This is a genomic window from Streptomyces sp. NPDC012794 (assembly GCF_042901085.1).
Classification (GTDB): Bacteria; Actinomycetota; Actinomycetes; order Streptomycetales; family Streptomycetaceae; genus Streptomyces.
Genome location: NZ_JBIBCI010000009.1, coordinates 36,895 through 53,242, shown reverse-complemented (window position 1 = coordinate 53,242; position 16,348 = coordinate 36,895). Strand labels below are relative to the sequence as shown.

Here is a 16,348-nt window from a genome sequence, read left to right as displayed (position 1 = left end):
CACGCCAAGGGCCCCGGGGCGTGTGCCCCGGGGCCCTTGGCGTGCGCCGCGTACCGCCGTGGCGGCCGCGCGCGCTACTCGGTCTTGATGGCGGTCAGCATGTTCAGCCGGGCGGCGCTGCGGGCGGGCCACATGGCGGCCAGGACGCCGACGACGGCGGCCAGCAGGAGGAAGACGCCGATCCGGTCGTAGGGGAGGACCAGTTCGTAGCCCGGCACCGCCTTCTTGAGGGTCGAGCCGACGGCCCAGGCGAGGAAGACGCCGATGCCGATGCCGAGGACGGCGCCGAAGAGCGAGATGACCACGGACTCCAGGCGGATCATGTTCTTGACGCGGGCCCGGTCGAGGCCGATGGCGCGCAGCATGCCGATCTCCTGCGTCCGTTCGAAGACCGACATCGCCAGGGTGTTGACCACGCCCAGCACCGAGATGATCAGGGCCATGCCGAGCAGGCCGTACATGATGTTCAGCATCGTGTTGATCATGCCGCCCATCTCGTTGCGCATGTCCTGCCGGGTGGCGACGGTCATCGCCGGGTTCTTGCCGAGGGCGTCGATGACGGCCTGCTGGCTGGCCTTGGACTGGCCGCCGGTGGTGTTGACGTAGACCTCGCGGATGTACTGCTCGTCCGTGTGCTCGCCGAGGATCTTGTTGTCCAGGACGTACGGGGAGAGCAGGCCCTCCATGTCCTTGTAGACGGCGCCGACCTTGAGGGTGGCCTTCTGGCCGTCCTCGAACTGGGCGGGGAGGACGGAGCCGACGGTGAGCCGCTGCTTCTTCGCGGTGCTCTCGGCGACGGCGACCTCGCCCTTGCGGAGGCTGTCCAGCGAGCCGCTGACGACCTGGATGTTCAGCAGTTCGCCGATGGCGGCCGGGTTGACGCCGGAGGCCGCGCGGAAGTCGTCGCCCATCTTGAAGTGGCCCTCGGCCTGCGGGGAGACCGCCGTGATGCCGGGGGCCTTGGCCAGGGTCTCGGCCACCGACTTGTCCAGGCTGCCGTTGCCGCCGGACATGGTGACCTTGTAGTCGGCCTTGAGCTTGTCGGTGCTCATCCGGTCCACGGCCTTGCCCATGGTGACGCCGAGCACGGACATGGTGGTGACGAGGGTGAGGCCGATCGCCAGCGAGGCGGCGGTGACGGCGGTGCGGCGCGGGTTGCGCACGGCGTTCTGCGCGGCCAGCTTGCCGGGGACGCCGAAGACCTTCTGGAGCGCCGGGCGGACGGCCGCGATGGCCGGCCGGGAGAGCAGCGGGAGCAGCACGATCATGCCGATGAGCAGGAGGGCCGCGCCGCCGCCGATGACCTCGCGGCCGTCGCCGCCCATCGAGACGCCGAGGAGGACGACGCCGATGCCGAGGAGGCTGGTGACGGAGCCGATGACGTTGCGCAGCACGAGGGACTTGGCGGAGGCCGGCAGGTGGGCGCTGCCCATGGCGGCGACCGGGGCGATCCGGCCGGTGCGCCAGGCGGGCAGCAGGGCGGCGAGGGTGGTGACGAGGACGCCGATGACCAGCGCGGCGATGACCGTGCCCGGGGCGACGACCAGGTCCCCGGCGGGGATCTTGGCGCCGAGGGAGTCCATCAGGGAGCGCATGCCGACCGCCAGGCCGATGCCGCCGGCCAGCCCGATGGCGGCCGAGAGGACGCCGACGACCAGGGCTTCGGAGAGCACCGAGCGCATGACCTGGCCGCGGTTGGCGCCGACGGCGCGCAGCAGGGCCAGTTCCTTGGTGCGCTGGGCGACCAGCATCGTGAACGTGTTGTAGATCAGGAAGACGCCGACGAAGAGGGAGATGCCGGCGAAGGCGAGCAGCATGGTGCTCATGCTGCTCATCCCCTTCTCGATGTCCTTGGCCTGCTCGGCGGCGAGCGCGGCGCCGGTCTGGGCCTTGGTGGTCTTGCCGTCGACGAGCGGCTTGATGTCGGCGAGCAGCCGGTCGGCGGAGGCGCCGGGGGCGGCGGCGACGGAGAGCTCGTCGTAGAAGCCGGGCTGGAGGTAGAGCTCCTGGGCGACCTTGGTGTCGAAGAGGACGAGGCTGCCGCCGGCGTTGACGGCGCCGTCCTCGGTGGTGAAGACGCCGGAGAGGGTGAACTCGCGGACCGGGCCGTTGGTGGCGACGCGGACCTTGTCGCCGGTCTCGTACCCGCCCTTGGCGGCGGTTTCCCTGTCGAGGGCGACCTGGTCGTCCCGGACCGGGCCGGTGCCCTGGACGAAGGTGTAGCGGGGGTCCCGGCCGTCCTCGACGGGCGCGTGGTTGGAGCCCTTGTTGGCCCAGCCGGAGCCGATCAGCTTGCCGTTCTCGTCGCCGACGCCGGCGAAGCCCGAGACGCGGCCGGCGACCGAGCCGACGCCCTTGACGGCCTTGACCTTCTCCAGGGTCTGCTGGCTGATGCCGGGGTCGCCCTCCTTCCGGCCGTCCTCGGCGCGGGCCTGGCCGTAGGAGGTGACGGAGACGGCGACGCCGCTGTAGCTCTTGGCGGACTGGCCGGACAGGGACTTGCTGAGGGTGTCGGTGAAGACGAGGGTGCCGGAGACGAAGGCGACGCCGAGGGTGACGGCGAGGACCGTCATCAGCAGCCTCGCCTTGTGCGCGAGGACGTTGCGCAGGGCGGTACGGAACATGGGGATCTCGGTCCTGGGGCTGGAGGTCTGTGAGGAGGGCGCGTGAGCCCCGCGGGGCGGGGCGGTCCGGCTCCGGGTCAGCTGGTGCGGCCCTTGGCGTCGAAGGCCTTCATCCGGTCGAGCACGCCGTCGGCGGTGGGTGCGTACATCTCGTCGACGATGCGGCCGTCCGCGAGGAAGATGACGCGGTCCGCGTAGGAGGCGGCGACGGCGTCGTGGGTGACCATCACGACGGTCTGGCCGAGCTCGCGCACCGAGTTGCGCAGGAAGCCGAGCACCTCGGCGCCGGAGCGCGAGTCCAGGTTCCCGGTCGGCTCGTCGCCGAAGATGATCTCGGGGCGGGCGGCCAGGGCGCGGGCCACGGCGACGCGCTGCTGCTGGCCTCCGGAGAGCTGGGTGGGGCGGTGGGAGAGGCGGCCGGAGAGCCCGACCATGTCCACCACGGTGTCCAGCCACTGCTTGTCCGGCTTGCGGCCTGCGATGTCCATGGGGAGGGTGATGTTCTCCAGGGCGGTCAGGGTCGGGAGCAGGTTGAACGCCTGGAAGATAAAGCCGATCTTGTCCCGGCGCAGCTGGGTGAGCTGCTTGTCCTTGAGGGACCCCAGCTCGGTGTCGCCGATGCGGACCGAGCCGGCGGAGAAGGTGTCCAGGCCGGCCACGCAGTGCATCAGCGTGGACTTGCCGGAGCCGGAGGGGCCCATGATCGCGGTGAACTGGCCCTGGCCGAAGTCGACGGAGACGTTGTCCAGCGCGACCACCTGGGTCTCGCCCTGGCCGTACACCTTGGAGAGCTGCGTGGCGCGGGCGGCCACGGTCTGTGCCTGTGCGGTGTGCCGGGCGTAGTTCATGGCGGTCACGGGGGGACTCCTGTCGAACGGTTCTGCGATGTGCCGGGTCCCTTCCATCCTCACCGGGGGACCCCCCGTCGGGGATCAGCCGAGGTGCCCGTTCGACGGCCCACTGGAGTCTGACCGCGAGGGGCGGTGCCTCCTCCTCTGGTATGACAAGGAGGGCTGCTCGCCGGGGGCGGGGCAGGGGGTGGCCCGGGGTGGCGGACGGGGTGGCGGAGGGCAGCGGAATCAGGTCAATCCCGGGGCGGTGCACAGCGTCGTCCGGAAGGGTGCCGACCGCGACTTATCGGGCCTGACGCCCACTCAATCGCCAATAAAATCAGACAACATCGGATAGAGGGCCCTCGGCCGGGCATGGTCTTCCGGATAGGCTCATCACTGCGTACAAGGCATTTTCCACGGGGCCCCGCCGCGCCTTGCCCGGATGGTGGAAAGGCAGACACGGCGAGCTTAAACCTCGCTGGCCCTCGGGCCGTGCCGGTTCAAGTCCGGCTCCGGGCACTTCCGCGGCTCCACCGTTTATCTCCGGCGCTTCGCCGTGCCTTCTCCTAAGATCCTCCTCCAGCAGTAGGGTGCTTTCTTTGCGAGCGCATTACTCTTGAAGCAAGGCCACACACGGAGGCCATGGAGGAGTGAGATGAGGAGCAGTAACCCGGTCTTCTCGCGACGGGGGTTCAGCCGCGACAACGGCGGCTACGCGGGCTTCGAGGCGCAGCACGCGCAGGCCGGGACCGCGCCCAACCCGTACGCGACGAATCCTTACGCCACCGACCCGGCCACCGGCATGCCGACGGCCCCGGTCCGCGCCAACGCGATGACCATCGACGACGTCGTGACCCGTACGGCCATGACGCTCGGCACCCTGATCGTCACCGCGACCCTCGCGTGGATCGCCCTGCCCGTCGACCCGGCCAACGTGGGCAAGTCCTACGGCATCGCCGTGGGCTCGGCGCTCATCGCGTTCGTCCTCGCCATGGTCCAGAGCTTCAAGCGCAAGCCGACGCCGGCGCTGATCCTGGGCTACGCGGCGTTCGAGGGCGTCTTCCTCGGCGTCATCTCGATGGCGACCAGCACCTACATCAGCCCCGGCGTGGTCGTCCAGGCCGTGCTCGGCACGATGTGCGTCTTCGCCGCGGTGCTCGTGGCGTACAAGATGCGCTGGATCCGCGTCACCCGCCGGTTCACCGGCTTCGTGATGGCCGCGGCCCTCGGCTTCGTCCTGCTGATGGTGGCGAACTCGCTGTTCATGCTGTTCGGCGGCGGTGACGGCCTCGGCTTCCGCAGCGGCCCGCTCGGCATCGTCTTCGGCATCGTCGGCGTCATCCTGGGCGCCTGCTTCCTGGCCCTGGACTTCAAGCAGGTCGAGGACGGCGTCACGTACGGCGCTCCGCGCGAGGAGGCCTGGCTGGCGGCCTTCGGCCTGACGCTGACCCTGGTGTGGATCTACCTGGAGCTGCTGCGCCTGTTCCAGATCCTCTCGGGCGACGACTAGCCGTACCGGCGGCACAAGCCGGCAGGACCAGGGGAAGGCCCCGCGAGCGGACCGCTCGCGGGGCCTTCCCGCGTTCCGGGCTCGTGAGGGGGACGGGGGCCGCCGGGCGGCTCAGCCGAACCTTCGGGCCGCTCTGCGCAGGCCGTGCTCGTGGATGATCGCCTTGGCCTGGCCGTACGACAGGTCGTGCGCGCCGAGCAGCCAGCTGACCTTCTCCTCGAACCGGACGAGCGAGGGGCCCTCGTCGACGGTGCGGAGCCAGTCGGAGATCTCACGACCGGTGGTCTGGGGGATTCTGTCGATCATGTTGCGGTGGGTCCGCTCGGAGAACTCTACGGACATGGGCGCCTCCGGGGGTGTCGCCGTGCTGTTCCCTTCACGTCACCGTGCCGCAGAGTTCGCCCGTTGGCAATGGTGCCGGGACGGCGCGTAAGGTCGGCCGGGTGCTCGATACCTCACCCCTGGACGCCGCCGTGGAACGCTTCGCCGACCGGCTGCGGGCCGCGCCGCAGAGCCGCCTCCTGAGGGGCGCCGCCGCCGAGGCCCTGGAGCTGGCCCGGGAGCTCGCGCTGCGGGCCCAGCGGCTGGAAGAGCCGGAGGGGGCGGCTCCGGCGCGTGTGGTGCCGGACGCGGGCCTCTTCGTCGTGGGGGACCAGGTGGCCGTGGCCGGGCTCGACCTCGCCGAGGCGCTGCGCGCGGCGGAGGCCGGCGGCGGGGCGGACGGCGCGAAGGCCCCGTCCGAGATGCTGGACGAGGCCGTGGCGCTGGTGGAGCGGGCGGAGATCAGAGCGATGCGATGACCCGGTCCGCCAGGATGTAGACGTTGCTGTCGGGGTCCTCGGCGTCACCGCAGGAGAAGGTCAGCGCGTAGGCGCCGGAGATGCCCGAGCCGCCGAGCAGCACCGGGGCGGTGCCCGAGCGCAGGGCCTCGGCGAGCCGCTCCGCGGTCTCCCGGTGGCCCGGGGTCATGCACAGCGTGGTGCCGTCGGTGAAGACGTACACGTCGAGGGTGCCCAGCGGGCCCGGGCGGACGTCCGCGAGGGCCGTACGGGCCTCCGCGAGCTCCTCCAGGCGGCTGACGGTGCGCTCGTGGTCGGCGCCGGGATGCGGCTGGACCGGAACGAAGTCCGGGTGCGAGGGGTGGCGGCGGCGGGCCGCGGCCAGCTCGGCCGAATCCTCGGGGTACTCGTCGGCGAGGTCGTCGCCCAGGACCGGCTCCAGGCCGACCAGGTCCGCCTGCCGGGGCAGGAAGACCGGGCCGTCCTCACCGAGGCCGGAGAGGCCGCCCAGCAGGGACGGCGCGTCCGCGGCGTCGCGGGCCTCCTGCGCGGCCCAGAAGGCCCGCGCCTCGGCCAGCTCGCGCTCGCGCTCCTCGGCCAGGGCCTCGGCCACGGCGGCTCGTATCTCGGCGGCGGGGGACTGCACCGCGCCGCGGGCGTGCGGAACGGTCGCGGCGCGCGGGTGGGCCGACACCGCAAGCTCACCGCGCAGGGCGGTGACCTGCTTGCGCAGTCCGTGGACGGCGTGCAGCGCAGCAGCGCCCACGGCCGTGGCAGCGGCCGTGGTCAGCAACAGGGCAAGAGACATGGCGCTCACTGACTAACTCCTGGTTCATTCGATCCCCCGACTTCCTACATCAGCTTGTCCCGTGCTGTGAATGGCGTGCAGTGCATTACGTCATGAATTGGACAGGTCTTTCGTCCTCGCCGGCCCCGGGGGATGGCGTCTGACCTGGGCAAATGCCACTCCCCCAGGACAAAGGTCACATCCTGGGGGAGATTCGGTCACAGGTCGGCCGCGACGGGATTGGATCCGCCGTCAGTAGAGCGCACGGAGCTGGAGGATTCCTTGCGGGGCCTGGGGGTTCCGGTCGAGCGGGGACCCCGCGGGACTACGACAGGCGCTCGATCACCATGGCCATGCCCTGGCCGCCGCCGACGCACATCGTCTCCAGGCCGAACTGCTTGTCGTGGAACTGGAGGCTGTTGATCAGCGTGCCGGTGATACGGGCACCGGTCATCCCGAACGGGTGACCGACGGCGATGGCCCCGCCGTTGACGTTCAGCTTCTCCAGCGGGATCTCCAGATCGCGGTAGGACGGGATGACCTGGGCCGCGAAGGCCTCGTTGATCTCGAACAGGTCGATGTCGCCGACGGTCAGCCCGGCCCGCTTCAGGGCCTGCTTGGACGCCTCGACCGGGCCCAGGCCCATGATCTCGGGAGACAGGGCGGTGACGCCGGTGGAGACGATCCGCGCCAGCGGGGTCAGGCCCAGCTCCCGCGCCTTGGTGTCGCTCATGATGACGAGCGCGGCCGCGCCGTCGTTGAGCGGGCAGCAGTTGCCGGCCGTGACCAGGCCGTCGGGGCGGAAGACGGGCTTGAGGCCCTCCACGCCCTCCAGGGTGACGCCGGCGCGCGGGCCGTCGTCCTTGCTGACCACGGTGCCGTCCGGGGTGGTGACGGGGGTGATCTCGCGCGCCCAGAAGCCGTTCTTGACGGCTTCCTCGGCGAGGTTCTGCGAGCGCACGCCGAACTCGTCCATGTCCCGGCGGGTCACGCCCTTGAGGCGGGCCAGGTTCTCGGCGGTCTGACCCATGGAGATGTACGCGTCGGGGATCAGGCCGTCCTCGCGCGGGTCGTGCCAGTCACTGCCCTCGCTCTGCGCGACGGCGGCAGTGCGGGCCTCGGCGTCGGCGAAGAGCGGGTTGTGGGTGTCCGGGAGGCCGTCGGAGGAGCCCTTGGCGAACCGGGACACGGTCTCGACGCCGGCGGAGATGAAGACGTCGCCCTCGCCCGCCTTGATGGCGTGCAGCGCCATCCGGGAGGTCTGGAGGGAGGAGGAGCAGTAACGGGTGATCGTGGTGCCGGGCAGGTAGTCCATGCCCATCTGCACGGCGACGATACGGGCGAGGTTGTGGCCCTGCTCGCCGCCGGGGAGGCCGCAGCCGAGCATCAGGTCGTCGATCTGGCGCGGGTCCAGCTCGGGGACCTTGGCGAGGGCCGCCTGGATGATCGTGGCGGTCAGGTCGTCCGGGCGGACGTCCTTGAGCGAGCCCTTGCCGGCGCGCCCGATCGGGGAGCGGGCGGTGGAAACGATGACGGCTTCGGGCATCGGGACTCCAAGGGGGTGCGTCGTTGCGGGACCGCATGCGAAGTTACCGCCCCGTACCGTCGAGGTCACCGGGGTCGGGATGTGATGCCGGTCGCTCTCGCCATTGTGCCGCCGCCCGCGTCGGGACCGCGTGAACGGCCGGGGCCGCCCGCCGGGGCGCGCGGGCCCCGTCGAGGGCGGCCGCACCCCGGTACCGGCCGCGGCCGGCGTCGAGGCCGGGCGGGGGCGCTCCGGAGGCCCGGCGGAGGCAGCGCCCGCGGAGCAGCGGCTACGCGTGGTCCCCGGCCGGGCTCGGCTCCGGGTTCTGGGTCTCCGGGAGGCGCCGGCGGCGGCGGTGCTTGAGCAGGGCCCACGGGCCGCGGGCCGGCGTGACCTCCGTGCCCGCCTCGCCCGCCGCGGCGGAAGCCGCCTTCGCCACCGGCAGCATGTCCTCGTCCCGCGAGACGTCCAGCCGGTCGGAGCCCGGCCACAGCCCCAGCGCCGCGCACAGCGTCGGCAGCACCGCCATCGCCGCGGTGGCGTACCCCTCCGCCGAGGGGTGGTAGGAGTCCGGGCCGAACATCTCGCGCGGGTTCGCCGCGAACTCAGGGCCCAGCAGGTCCCCCATCGAGATCGTCCGCGCCCCCAGCGCCACCACGCCGATCGTCTGGGCCGCCGCCAGCTGCCGCGAGACCCGGCGGGCCATCCACCGCAGCGGCTGGTACACCGGCTCGATCGTGCCGAGGTCGGGGCAGGTCCCGACCACCACCTCGGAGCCCGCGATCCGCAGTCTGCGTACCGCCGCCGTCAGCAGCCGCACCGACTGGGTGAGCGGCATCCGCCTGGTCACGTCGTTCGCGCCGATGATGATCACGCAGACGTCCGGCGCGGGGCCGTTCCCGTCCAGCAGCAGGCTCACCTGCCGGTCCAGGTCGTCCGACATGGCCCCGGACAGGGCCACGTTGCGCAGCTCCACCGGCCGTTCGGCCACCGCCGCCAGCCCGGACGCCAGCAGCGCCGCCGGGGTCTGGCGGGCCCGGTGCACGCCCAGCCCGGCCGCGGTGGAGTCGCCCAGCATGCCCATCCGCAGCGGCCCCGGGCTCAGCTCCGGCCCGCTGAACTCGCTCCCGTACAGGCCGTCGGCGCGCGGCGGATCGCCGAGCCCGTTGCCCACCGTCCGCTTCGCGAACTGCACCTCCGCCAGGACCAGCCCGACCGCGGCGACCCCGACCAGCCCGAGTCCGCCTCCGCCGTACGCCGCCCCCGCCGCGATCCGGCGGGCCGTCCTCGCCCTGGACATCCTCCGAGCCACCTCCTCCGTCGTGTTGACCTTCCTGCCCCGTACTGCCGGTCGGCCAATCCCTTTCCGCTTACTCTGGCCGGACCTCCCGGAGAACCCGTGGAGTCCCCTTCTTGGAGAACATGGTGCAATTCCACGACTCGATGATCAGCCTCGTCGGCAACACCCCGCTGGTGAAGCTCAACCGCGTGACCGAAGGCCTGCAGGCCACCGTGCTTGCCAAGGTCGAGTACTTCAACCCCGGCGGTTCCGTGAAGGACCGGATCGCCGTACGGATGATCGAGGCCGCCGAGCAGAGCGGTGCCCTCAAGCCCGGTGGCACCATCGTGGAGCCCACCAGCGGCAATACGGGTGTCGGACTCGCCATCGTCGCCCAGCAGAAGGGCTACAAGTGCATCTTCGTCTGCCCTGACAAGGTCTCCCTCGACAAGATCAACGTGCTGCGCGCGTACGGCGCCGAGGTCGTGGTCTGCCCCACCGCGGTCGACCCGGAGCACCCGGACTCGTACTACAACGTCTCCGACCGCCTCGTGCGCGAGACCCCGGGCGCCTGGAAGCCGGACCAGTACAGCAACCCGAACAACCCCCGTTCGCACTACGAGACCACCGGTCCGGAGCTGTGGGAGCAGACGGACGGGAAGATCACGCACTTCGTGGCGGGCGTCGGCACCGGCGGCACCATCTCGGGCACCGGCAACTACCTCAAGGAGGTCAGCGGCGGGAAGGTCAAGGTCATCGGCGCGGACCCGGAGGGCTCCGTCTACTCCGGCGGCAGCGGCCGCCCGTACCTCGTCGAGGGTGTCGGCGAGGACTTCTGGCCGACCGCCTACGACCCGAACGTCACCGACGAGATCATCGCGGTGTCCGACAAGGACTCCTTCCAGATGACCCGCCGTCTGGCGAAGGAGGAGGGCCTCCTGGTCGGCGGCTCCTGCGGCATGGCGGTCGTCGCCGCGCTGCGCGCCGCCGAGGGCCTGGGCCCGGACGACGTGGTCGTCGTCCTGCTGCCGGACAGCGGCCGCGGCTACCTCAGCAAGATCTTCTCGGACGAGTGGATGGCCGGGCACGGCTTCCTGGAGGAGGCGGGCCCCGCCGCGCGCATCGGCGACGTCCTCGCCGACAAGGACGGCGGCATTCCGTCGCTCGTCCACATGCACCCGGAGGAGACCGTCGGCCAGGCCATCGAGGTGCTGCGCGAGTACGGCGTCTCGCAGATGCCGATCGTCAAGCCGGGCGCCGGCCACCCCGACGTGATGGCCGCCGAGGTCATCGGCTCGGTCGTGGAGAAGGAGCTGCTCGCGGCGCTGTTCGCGCAGCGGGCCTCGCTCGGCGACCCGCTGGAGAAGCACATGAGCGCGCCGCTGCCGCAGGTCGGCTCCGGTGAGCCGGTGTCCGAGCTGATGGCGGTGCTCGGCGAGGCCGACGCGGCGATCGTGCTGGTCGAGGGCAAGCCCACCGGTGTGGTGAGCCGGCAGGACCTGCTGGCGTTCCTGGCCAAGACGGCCTAGCGGAGCGCCGCGGCGCGGTGGGAGGCGGCGGGCCACGGGGCCGCCGCCTCGCCGCGTTGGCGCCTCGCGCGTCGGCGCGGTGTGCGGCACGCGGTGCGCCGGGGCGGTCGTGGGCGTGCTCGTCGCGCGGGCGCAAGGGGGCGTGGGCGGCGTGACGCGTTCGTCGCGCGGGTGGTTCCTGGGCGCGAAGTGAGGCGGGGACCGCCGCACCCCCGGCTGGCCGGGGGCGGGACGACGGCGGTCCCCGCCCGGGACACGGGCCGGGTCAGGGCCGTCCGCGTCCGTGGCGCCGGCGTGCTCCGGGAGCCGCTCCGGGGATGCGCAGGCGCCGTGCGAGGTGTCGGGGGGCCGTTCCGGCTTCCCGGGCTTCCCCGCCGACGACACCACTGTCGCGCAGCCGTGTTAAGCCGGTGCTGCCGTCACGTGTCGCCCCCGTACCGATTGCGCGACGGGCGCCCGCCGGCCGGGAGCGGCCGTCGGGCCGTCGGGCCGGAGCGCCGTCGGGCCGTCAGGCCAGCGGGTCGCGGGCGGGCCGGCGTGCGCGCCCGGCGTGGGCCAGGTTCACGCCCAGGATGCCCGCCCAGGCGACCACCAGCCCGCCGGTGCCCTGGGTGATGGCGATGGCCGACAGCGGGACGGCCAGCACGAGCGTGACGATCGCGAAGCCGAAGCGCTCCCCGAAGGCGCTCACCGGGGTCCCGCCGGAGCCCGGTCCGCCGCGCTCCCGGCGCAGCCGCTCCTCCGCGAGCCGGCGCCGGACCTGGGTGTCGACCTTGTCCACGAAGGATTCCACGAGCGCGGCCTCGTACTCGGGCCCGAGCTCCCGCCGGGCCTCCAGCGTGGCGGCGAGTTCCTTCTTGAGCTCTGTCATGGGGCCACGCTAGGAACCGCCGCCGGGCCCCGCACTGGGGATAGCCCCCGTATCCGGATCGCGGTCACGGCTTGCTCCGCTGCATAGATACATGCAGAGTGCAGGGTGACTGAATATCTCCCCGGGGACGGGACGGAGGGGGCGGCGATGAACGACAGCCCGGCCGCACGGCTGCAACGGCTGTTCGAGGGACACCGGCTGACGCCCACCCAGCGGCGGATCGCGCACTGCATGGTGCGCGGTGCGGCGGAGGTGCCCTTCCTGTCGAGCGTGGAACTCGCCGAGCTGGCCGGGGTGAGCCAGCCCTCGGTGACCCGGTTCGCCGTGGCCCTCGGTTTCGACGGGTACCCGGCGCTGCGCCGGCACCTGCGCGAGGTGGCTCCGGCCGGGCGTCCGGAGCCCGCGCGCGAGGACGCGCACAACGAGTACCAGCAGGCCGTCCAGGGCGAGATCGAGAACCTCCAGCGGCTCTCGGCGATGCTGGCGGACCCGTCGCCGGTCGAGGAGGCGGGCCGGCTGCTCGCGGCCTCGGCGCCGCTGCCGGTGCTGGGGCTGCGGGCGGCGTCCTCGCAGGCACGCGGGTTCGCGTACTTCGCCGCCAAGGTGCATCCGGACGTACGCCTCCTCGACGAGGGCGGCTCCATGCTCGCCGACCGGATCGACGCGGCGGCCGCCGCCGGGGCCTCGGCGCTGCTGTGCTTCGCGCTGCCCCGCCACCCCCGCGAGGTGGTGGAGGCCCTGGAGCACGCGCGGGCGGCCGGGCTGACGGCGGTGACGGTCGCAGACTCGGCCTTCGCACCCGTCGCCCGGCACTCGGACCTGCTGATCCCGGCGCCGGTCGGCACCGGGCTGGCCTTCGACACGGCGTGCGCCCCGATGCTGCTGGGCCGGGTGCTGCTGGAGGCGATGGCGGACGCCCTGCCGGACGCCCAGGCCCGCCTGGAGGCCTTCGACGCGCGGGCGGCGGCCCGCGGCCTCTTCGTGGAGTAGCCCCCAGCCGCGCGACTCCCGGCCGCCCCGCCGACTGCGACCCCCGCGGCCCGGCCCCGGCCCCTCCGGCCCGGCGGGGCAGCGGCCCCGGCCTCCGGCCGCCTGCCCCAGCCGGGCGCCCGCCCCTGCGCCTCCGCCCCGAGCCCGCGGTTCCGCCCAGGCGCCCGCCCCCGCGGCCCGGCCCCCGCCCGGCTCCGGGCCCCAGCCCCAGCCCCGGCCCTGCGGGCCGCTTCCGGCCCCGGCGCCGGCTCCTGCCCCTGAGGCCCTGCCTCGGCGCCTGCCCCCGGCCGCGCCGCCTGGCTCTGGCTCCGCCGCCTGGCCCCGCGGCCGCCCTGGGGCCCGCTCCTTCGGCGACGCGCCGGCGCCCGCCCTTGCCGGCCCGGCCCCGGCTTCGCCGCCTGCCCCTGCGTCTCCGGCGCCTGCCACTGCCCCCGGCCGCGCCGCCTGGCCCTGCCCCAGCGCCTGCCACCCCGCTCCTACAGCAGCGCGTCCCGGTAGGCGCCGCCCGCCTCGGCGACGATCTCCGCCACGGACTGCGCCGGGCGCGCGAGGGTGAAGCGGACGGGGTCCTGCGGGGCGGGGCCGGCCGTGAAGCCGTGGACCGCCGGGCGGGGGAGGCTGTTGTAGCCGTAGTGGGCGGTGAAGAAGTACGCGCCGGTGTCCGGGACGGCGATCACGTCGCCCGGGGAGAGTTCCGGCAGCTCCCGGGCGGTGGCCAGCAGGTCCCCCGCGAAGCAGGCCGGGCCCGCGATGTCCTGGGCCACCGGAGTGCCGTTCCTGGGGGCGCCCCCGGCGTCGTACGCCAGGATCCGCAGCGGCCAGGCCGCCGGCGCGTACACGGTGCGGGTGGCCAGCTGGACGCCCGCGTGGGTCAGGGCGATGCGGCGGCCGCCCGCCTCCTTCGTGTACTCGACCCGGGCCAGCACCAGCCCGTGCTTGGCCAGCAGCGACCGCCCGAACTCGGTGACCAGCCCGTACGAGCCGTCGAAGAGCCCCGGCACGCCCTCGCGCAGGGCCTCCGCGTACGCCTCCCAGCCCGGGGCGTGCTCGTCCGAGGCGAAGTTCACCGGCAGCCCGCCGCCGATGTCGAGGGTGTCGACCCGCCGCTCCCCGGCCGCCGCGTTGATCTCCTCGGCCAGCGCGTGCAGCTCCCGCACCCCCTGCGCGATCAGCGGCAGCGGCACGCCCTGCGAGCCCGAGTGGGTGTGCAGCCGGGTCAGCCACGGCCGTTCCGCGAAGGCCCGTACGAGCGCCTCGCGCGCCCCCGGATCGCGCAGCGGGAAGCCGAACTTGGAGGTGGCGGTGGCCGTGGACAGGGCGTCGATGGCCCCGGCGCCGGTCTGGGGGTTGATCCGCAGCCCGACGGGGGAGCGGGTGGGGGCCGCCGCCACGAGGGCGTCGAGGCGCTCCAGCTCCTGCCGGTTGTCGGCGTTGACGGCGACCCCCAGGGCCAGCGCCGCGCGCAGCTCCTCCACCGTCTTCGCGGGGGAGTCGAGCACCGTCCGCTCCGCCGGGACCCCGGCGGCCCGGGCCAGGGCGAGCTCGCCGGGGCTGGCCGCCTCGCAGCCGATCCCGGCCTCCGCGAGCAGCCGCAGGACGGGGACCAGCGGGGCGGCCTTCACCGCGAAGGTGTGCAGGACGGGCGTGCCCGGTGGCAGGGCGGCCCCGAACGCGCCGGCCAGGGCGGCGGCGGAGGCGCGGATACCGGCCACGTCCAGCAGGCAGACCACGGGCTCGCGCTCCAGCAGTCCCTGCTGCACGGCGGCCCGTACGGCCCGGTCGCGGCGCTCGGCGGTGCCCTGCGTGTGCGTCTCGGCGGCCATGTCCGCCATCCCATCATCAGGCCGACCCGCCCGCAGCTGTTGACTGGAACTATTCATGCCGCGAGGATGTGAATGGATTGACCAACACCGGAGGAGGCACCCAGCCATGTCAGGACCCCGCCCCGTACGGGCCGCGCGAGGCACCGAGCTCAGCACCCTGGGATGGCAGCAGGAGGCCGCCCTCCGGATGCTGCAGAACAACCTCGACCCCGAGGTCGCGGAGCACCCCGACAAGCTCGTCGTCTACGGCGGCACCGGCAAGGCCGCCCGCGACTGGCGCTCCTTCGACGCGATGGTCCGCACCCTGCGCACCCTCAAGCAGGACGAGACCATGCTGGTCCAGTCCGGCCGCCCGGTCGGCGTGATGCAGACCCACGAGTGGGCGCCGCGCGTCCTGCTCGCCAACTCCAACCTGGTCGGCGACTGGGCCAACTGGGAGGAGTTCCGCCGGCTGGAGCACCTGGGCCTGACCATGTACGGCCAGATGACGGCCGGCTCCTGGATCTACATCGGCACCCAGGGCATCCTCCAGGGCACGTACGAGACCTTCGCGGCCGTCGCCGCGAAGAAGTTCGGCGGCACCCTCGCCGGCACCATCACCCTCACCGCCGGCCTCGGCGGCATGGGCGGCGCCCAGCCGCTGGCCGTGACGATGAACGACGGCGTCGCCATCTGCGTCGACGTCGACCCGCGCGCCATCGAGCGCCGCATCGAGCACCGCTACCTCGACGTGAAGGCCGACGGCCTCGCCCACGCCCTCCAGCTCGCCACCGAGGCCCGCGACGCCCGCAGGCCGCTCTCCATCGGCCTCCTCGGCAACGCCGCCGAACTGCTCCCGCAGATGCTGGCCGAGGGCGCGCCGATCGACATCGTCACCGACCAGACGAGCGCCCACGACCCGCTCTCCTACCTGCCCGTCGGCGTCGACTTCGACGACATGGCCGACTACGCGGCCAAGGACCCGGCGGGCTTCACCACCCGCGCCCGCGAGTCCATGGCCAGGCACGTCGAGGCCATGGTCGGCTTCATGGACGCCGGCGCCGAGGTCTTCGACTACGGCAACTCGATCCGCGGCGAGGCCCAGCTGGCCGGCTACGACCGCGCCTTCGCCTTCCCCGGCTTCGTCCCCGCCTACATCCGCCCGCTGTTCTGCGAGGGCAAGGGCCCCTTCCGCTGGGCCGCCCTGTCCGGCGAGGCCTCGGACATCGCCAAGACCGACAAGGCGATGCTGGAGCTCTTCCCCGAGAACGAGTCCCTGCACCGCTGGATCAAGATGGCCGGCGAGCGCGTGCACTTCCAGGGCCTGCCGGCCCGCATCTGCTGGCTCGGCTACGGCGAGCGCGACCGGGCCGGCGAGCGCTTCAACGACATGGTCGCGAGCGGCGAGCTGGCCGCCCCGCTGGCCATCGGCCGCGACCACCTCGACTGCGGCTCCGTGGCCTCCCCCTACCGCGAGACCGAGGCCATGCTCGACGGCTCCGACGCGATCGCCGACTGGCCGCTGCTCAACGCCATGGTCAACGTGGCCTCCGGCGCCTCCTGGGTGTCCATCCACCACGGCGGCGGCGTCGGCATGGGCCGCTCCATCCACGCCGGCCAGGTCACCGTCGCCGACGGCACCCCGCTGGCCGGCGAGAAGATCCGCCGCGTCCTCACCAACGACCCCGGCATGGGCGTCATCCGCCACGTCGACGCCGGCTACGACATCGCCGAGACGGTCGCCGACGAGCGCGGCGTCCGCGTCCCGATGCGCGAGGGTGACCCCGCGTGACCTCGCCCCACGACCCGTCCCCGGCCG

General features: G+C 73.1%; 13 protein-coding genes and 1 tRNA gene. 6 read left to right on the top strand and 8 right to left on the bottom strand.

All coding sequences use genetic code 11. The features are described 5' to 3' along the window. Positions 1-74 precede the first annotated feature (74 nt). Positions 75-2,624: an ABC transporter permease gene (locus ACFY7H_RS18410; protein ID WP_388939182.1), complete on the bottom strand. Its 2,550-nt coding sequence runs from the start codon at positions 2,622-2,624 to the stop codon at positions 75-77. 77 nt (positions 2,625-2,701) lie between these two features. After that, complete coding sequence (locus ACFY7H_RS18405) at positions 2,702-3,472, bottom strand: ABC transporter ATP-binding protein (RefSeq protein WP_388939559.1); 771 nt, start codon at positions 3,470-3,472, stop codon at positions 2,702-2,704. Between the two features lie 421 nt (positions 3,473-3,893). On the opposite strand from ACFY7H_RS18405, the gene ACFY7H_RS18400 reads away from it, so the two are divergent. Continuing rightward, positions 3,894-3,976, top strand: a tRNA-Leu gene (locus ACFY7H_RS18400). Positions 3,977-4,112: 136 nt separating this feature from the next. Then, a complete protein-coding gene (locus ACFY7H_RS18395) occupies positions 4,113-4,967 on the top strand; it encodes a Bax inhibitor-1/YccA family protein (RefSeq protein ID WP_388939180.1) in 855 nt (284 codons plus the stop codon). Positions 4,968-5,078: 111 nt separating this feature from the next. On the opposite strand, the gene ACFY7H_RS18390 is transcribed toward ACFY7H_RS18395, so the two are convergent. Then, the gene (locus tag ACFY7H_RS18390; protein ID WP_388939178.1) at positions 5,079-5,309 is read right to left on the bottom strand and encodes a DUF4287 domain-containing protein; all 231 of its coding nucleotides are present in this window, start codon (positions 5,307-5,309) and stop codon (positions 5,079-5,081) included. A gap of 101 nt (positions 5,310-5,410) precedes the next feature. Between ACFY7H_RS18390 and ACFY7H_RS18385 the strand changes: the two genes are divergently transcribed. Then, on the top strand, positions 5,411-5,767 hold the full coding sequence (locus ACFY7H_RS18385; RefSeq protein ID WP_388939176.1) for a hypothetical protein: 357 nt from the start codon (positions 5,411-5,413) through the stop codon (positions 5,765-5,767). Here the strand turns inward: ACFY7H_RS18385 and ACFY7H_RS18380 are convergent. The 3 genes from ACFY7H_RS18380 to ACFY7H_RS18370 all read right to left on the bottom strand — a co-directional run bounded on the left by ACFY7H_RS18380 (position 5,751) and on the right by ACFY7H_RS18370 (position 9,358). After that, complete coding sequence (locus tag ACFY7H_RS18380; RefSeq protein WP_388939557.1) at positions 5,751-6,554, bottom strand: hypothetical protein; 804 nt, start codon at positions 6,552-6,554, stop codon at positions 5,751-5,753. The two genes, ACFY7H_RS18385 and ACFY7H_RS18380, sit on opposite strands and share 17 nt — an antisense overlap. Positions 6,555-6,858: 304 nt before the next feature. Then, positions 6,859-8,079, bottom strand: a complete 1,221-nt coding sequence (locus tag ACFY7H_RS18375) for an acetyl-CoA C-acetyltransferase (RefSeq protein ID WP_388939175.1) — start codon at positions 8,077-8,079, stop codon at positions 6,859-6,861. 268 nt (positions 8,080-8,347) lie between these two features. After that, positions 8,348-9,358, bottom strand: a complete 1,011-nt coding sequence (locus ACFY7H_RS18370; RefSeq protein ID WP_388939173.1) for an SGNH/GDSL hydrolase family protein — start codon at positions 9,356-9,358, stop codon at positions 8,348-8,350. A gap of 125 nt (positions 9,359-9,483) precedes the next feature. Between ACFY7H_RS18370 and ACFY7H_RS18365 the strand changes: the two genes are divergently transcribed. Continuing rightward, positions 9,484-10,866 carry a cystathionine beta-synthase gene (locus ACFY7H_RS18365; RefSeq protein ID WP_388939555.1) on the top strand — a complete coding sequence of 461 codons (1,383 nt, stop codon included), beginning with the start codon at positions 9,484-9,486 and terminating at the stop codon, positions 10,864-10,866. 508 nt (positions 10,867-11,374) lie between these two features. Here ACFY7H_RS18365 and ACFY7H_RS18360 read toward each other — a convergent pair. After that, a complete protein-coding gene (locus ACFY7H_RS18360; RefSeq protein WP_388939171.1) occupies positions 11,375-11,737 on the bottom strand; it encodes a hypothetical protein in 363 nt (120 codons plus the stop codon). 147 nt (positions 11,738-11,884) lie between these two features. Here ACFY7H_RS18360 and ACFY7H_RS18355 point away from each other — a divergent pair, with 147 nt between their 5' ends. Continuing rightward, complete coding sequence (locus ACFY7H_RS18355) at positions 11,885-12,727, top strand: MurR/RpiR family transcriptional regulator (RefSeq protein ID WP_388939169.1); 843 nt, start codon at positions 11,885-11,887, stop codon at positions 12,725-12,727. Between the two features lie 476 nt (positions 12,728-13,203). Here the strand turns inward: ACFY7H_RS18355 and ACFY7H_RS18350 are convergent, their stop codons facing one another. Then, positions 13,204-14,550 carry a diaminopimelate decarboxylase gene (locus tag ACFY7H_RS18350; RefSeq protein WP_388939167.1) on the bottom strand — a complete coding sequence of 449 codons (1,347 nt, stop codon included), beginning with the start codon at positions 14,548-14,550 and terminating at the stop codon, positions 13,204-13,206. A 106-nt stretch (positions 14,551-14,656) separates the two neighbouring features. Between ACFY7H_RS18350 and hutU the strand changes: the two genes are divergently transcribed. After that, positions 14,657-16,321, top strand: a complete 1,665-nt coding sequence (hutU, locus tag ACFY7H_RS18345; RefSeq protein WP_388939165.1) for a urocanate hydratase — start codon at positions 14,657-14,659, stop codon at positions 16,319-16,321. Positions 16,322-16,348: the final 27 nt, after the last annotated feature.

What these genes read in the sequence shown, in the direction of transcription:
- ACFY7H_RS18375 (WP_388939175.1), bottom strand. Translation starts at nt 8,079, where the DNA reads ATGCCCGAAGCCGTCATCGTTTCCACCGCCCGCTCCCCGATCGGGCGC.
- hutU (WP_388939165.1), top strand. Translation starts at nt 14,657, where the DNA reads ATGTCAGGACCCCGCCCCGTACGGGCCGCGCGAGGCACCGAGCTCAGC.
- ACFY7H_RS18390 (WP_388939178.1), bottom strand. Translation starts at nt 5,309, where the DNA reads ATGTCCGTAGAGTTCTCCGAGCGGACCCACCGCAACATGATCGACAGA.
- ACFY7H_RS18350 (WP_388939167.1), bottom strand. Translation starts at nt 14,550, where the DNA reads ATGGCCGCCGAGACGCACACGCAGGGCACCGCCGAGCGCCGCGACCGG.
- ACFY7H_RS18355 (WP_388939169.1), top strand. Translation starts at nt 11,885, where the DNA reads ATGAACGACAGCCCGGCCGCACGGCTGCAACGGCTGTTCGAGGGACAC.
- ACFY7H_RS18370 (WP_388939173.1), bottom strand. Translation starts at nt 9,358, where the DNA reads ATGTCCAGGGCGAGGACGGCCCGCCGGATCGCGGCGGGGGCGGCGTAC.
- ACFY7H_RS18405 (WP_388939559.1), bottom strand. Translation starts at nt 3,472, where the DNA reads ATGAACTACGCCCGGCACACCGCACAGGCACAGACCGTGGCCGCCCGC.
- ACFY7H_RS18410 (WP_388939182.1), bottom strand. Translation starts at nt 2,624, where the DNA reads ATGTTCCGTACCGCCCTGCGCAACGTCCTCGCGCACAAGGCGAGGCTG.
- ACFY7H_RS18360 (WP_388939171.1), bottom strand. Translation starts at nt 11,737, where the DNA reads ATGACAGAGCTCAAGAAGGAACTCGCCGCCACGCTGGAGGCCCGGCGG.
- ACFY7H_RS18395 (WP_388939180.1), top strand. Translation starts at nt 4,113, where the DNA reads ATGAGGAGCAGTAACCCGGTCTTCTCGCGACGGGGGTTCAGCCGCGAC.
- ACFY7H_RS18380 (WP_388939557.1), bottom strand. Translation starts at nt 6,554, where the DNA reads ATGTCTCTTGCCCTGTTGCTGACCACGGCCGCTGCCACGGCCGTGGGC.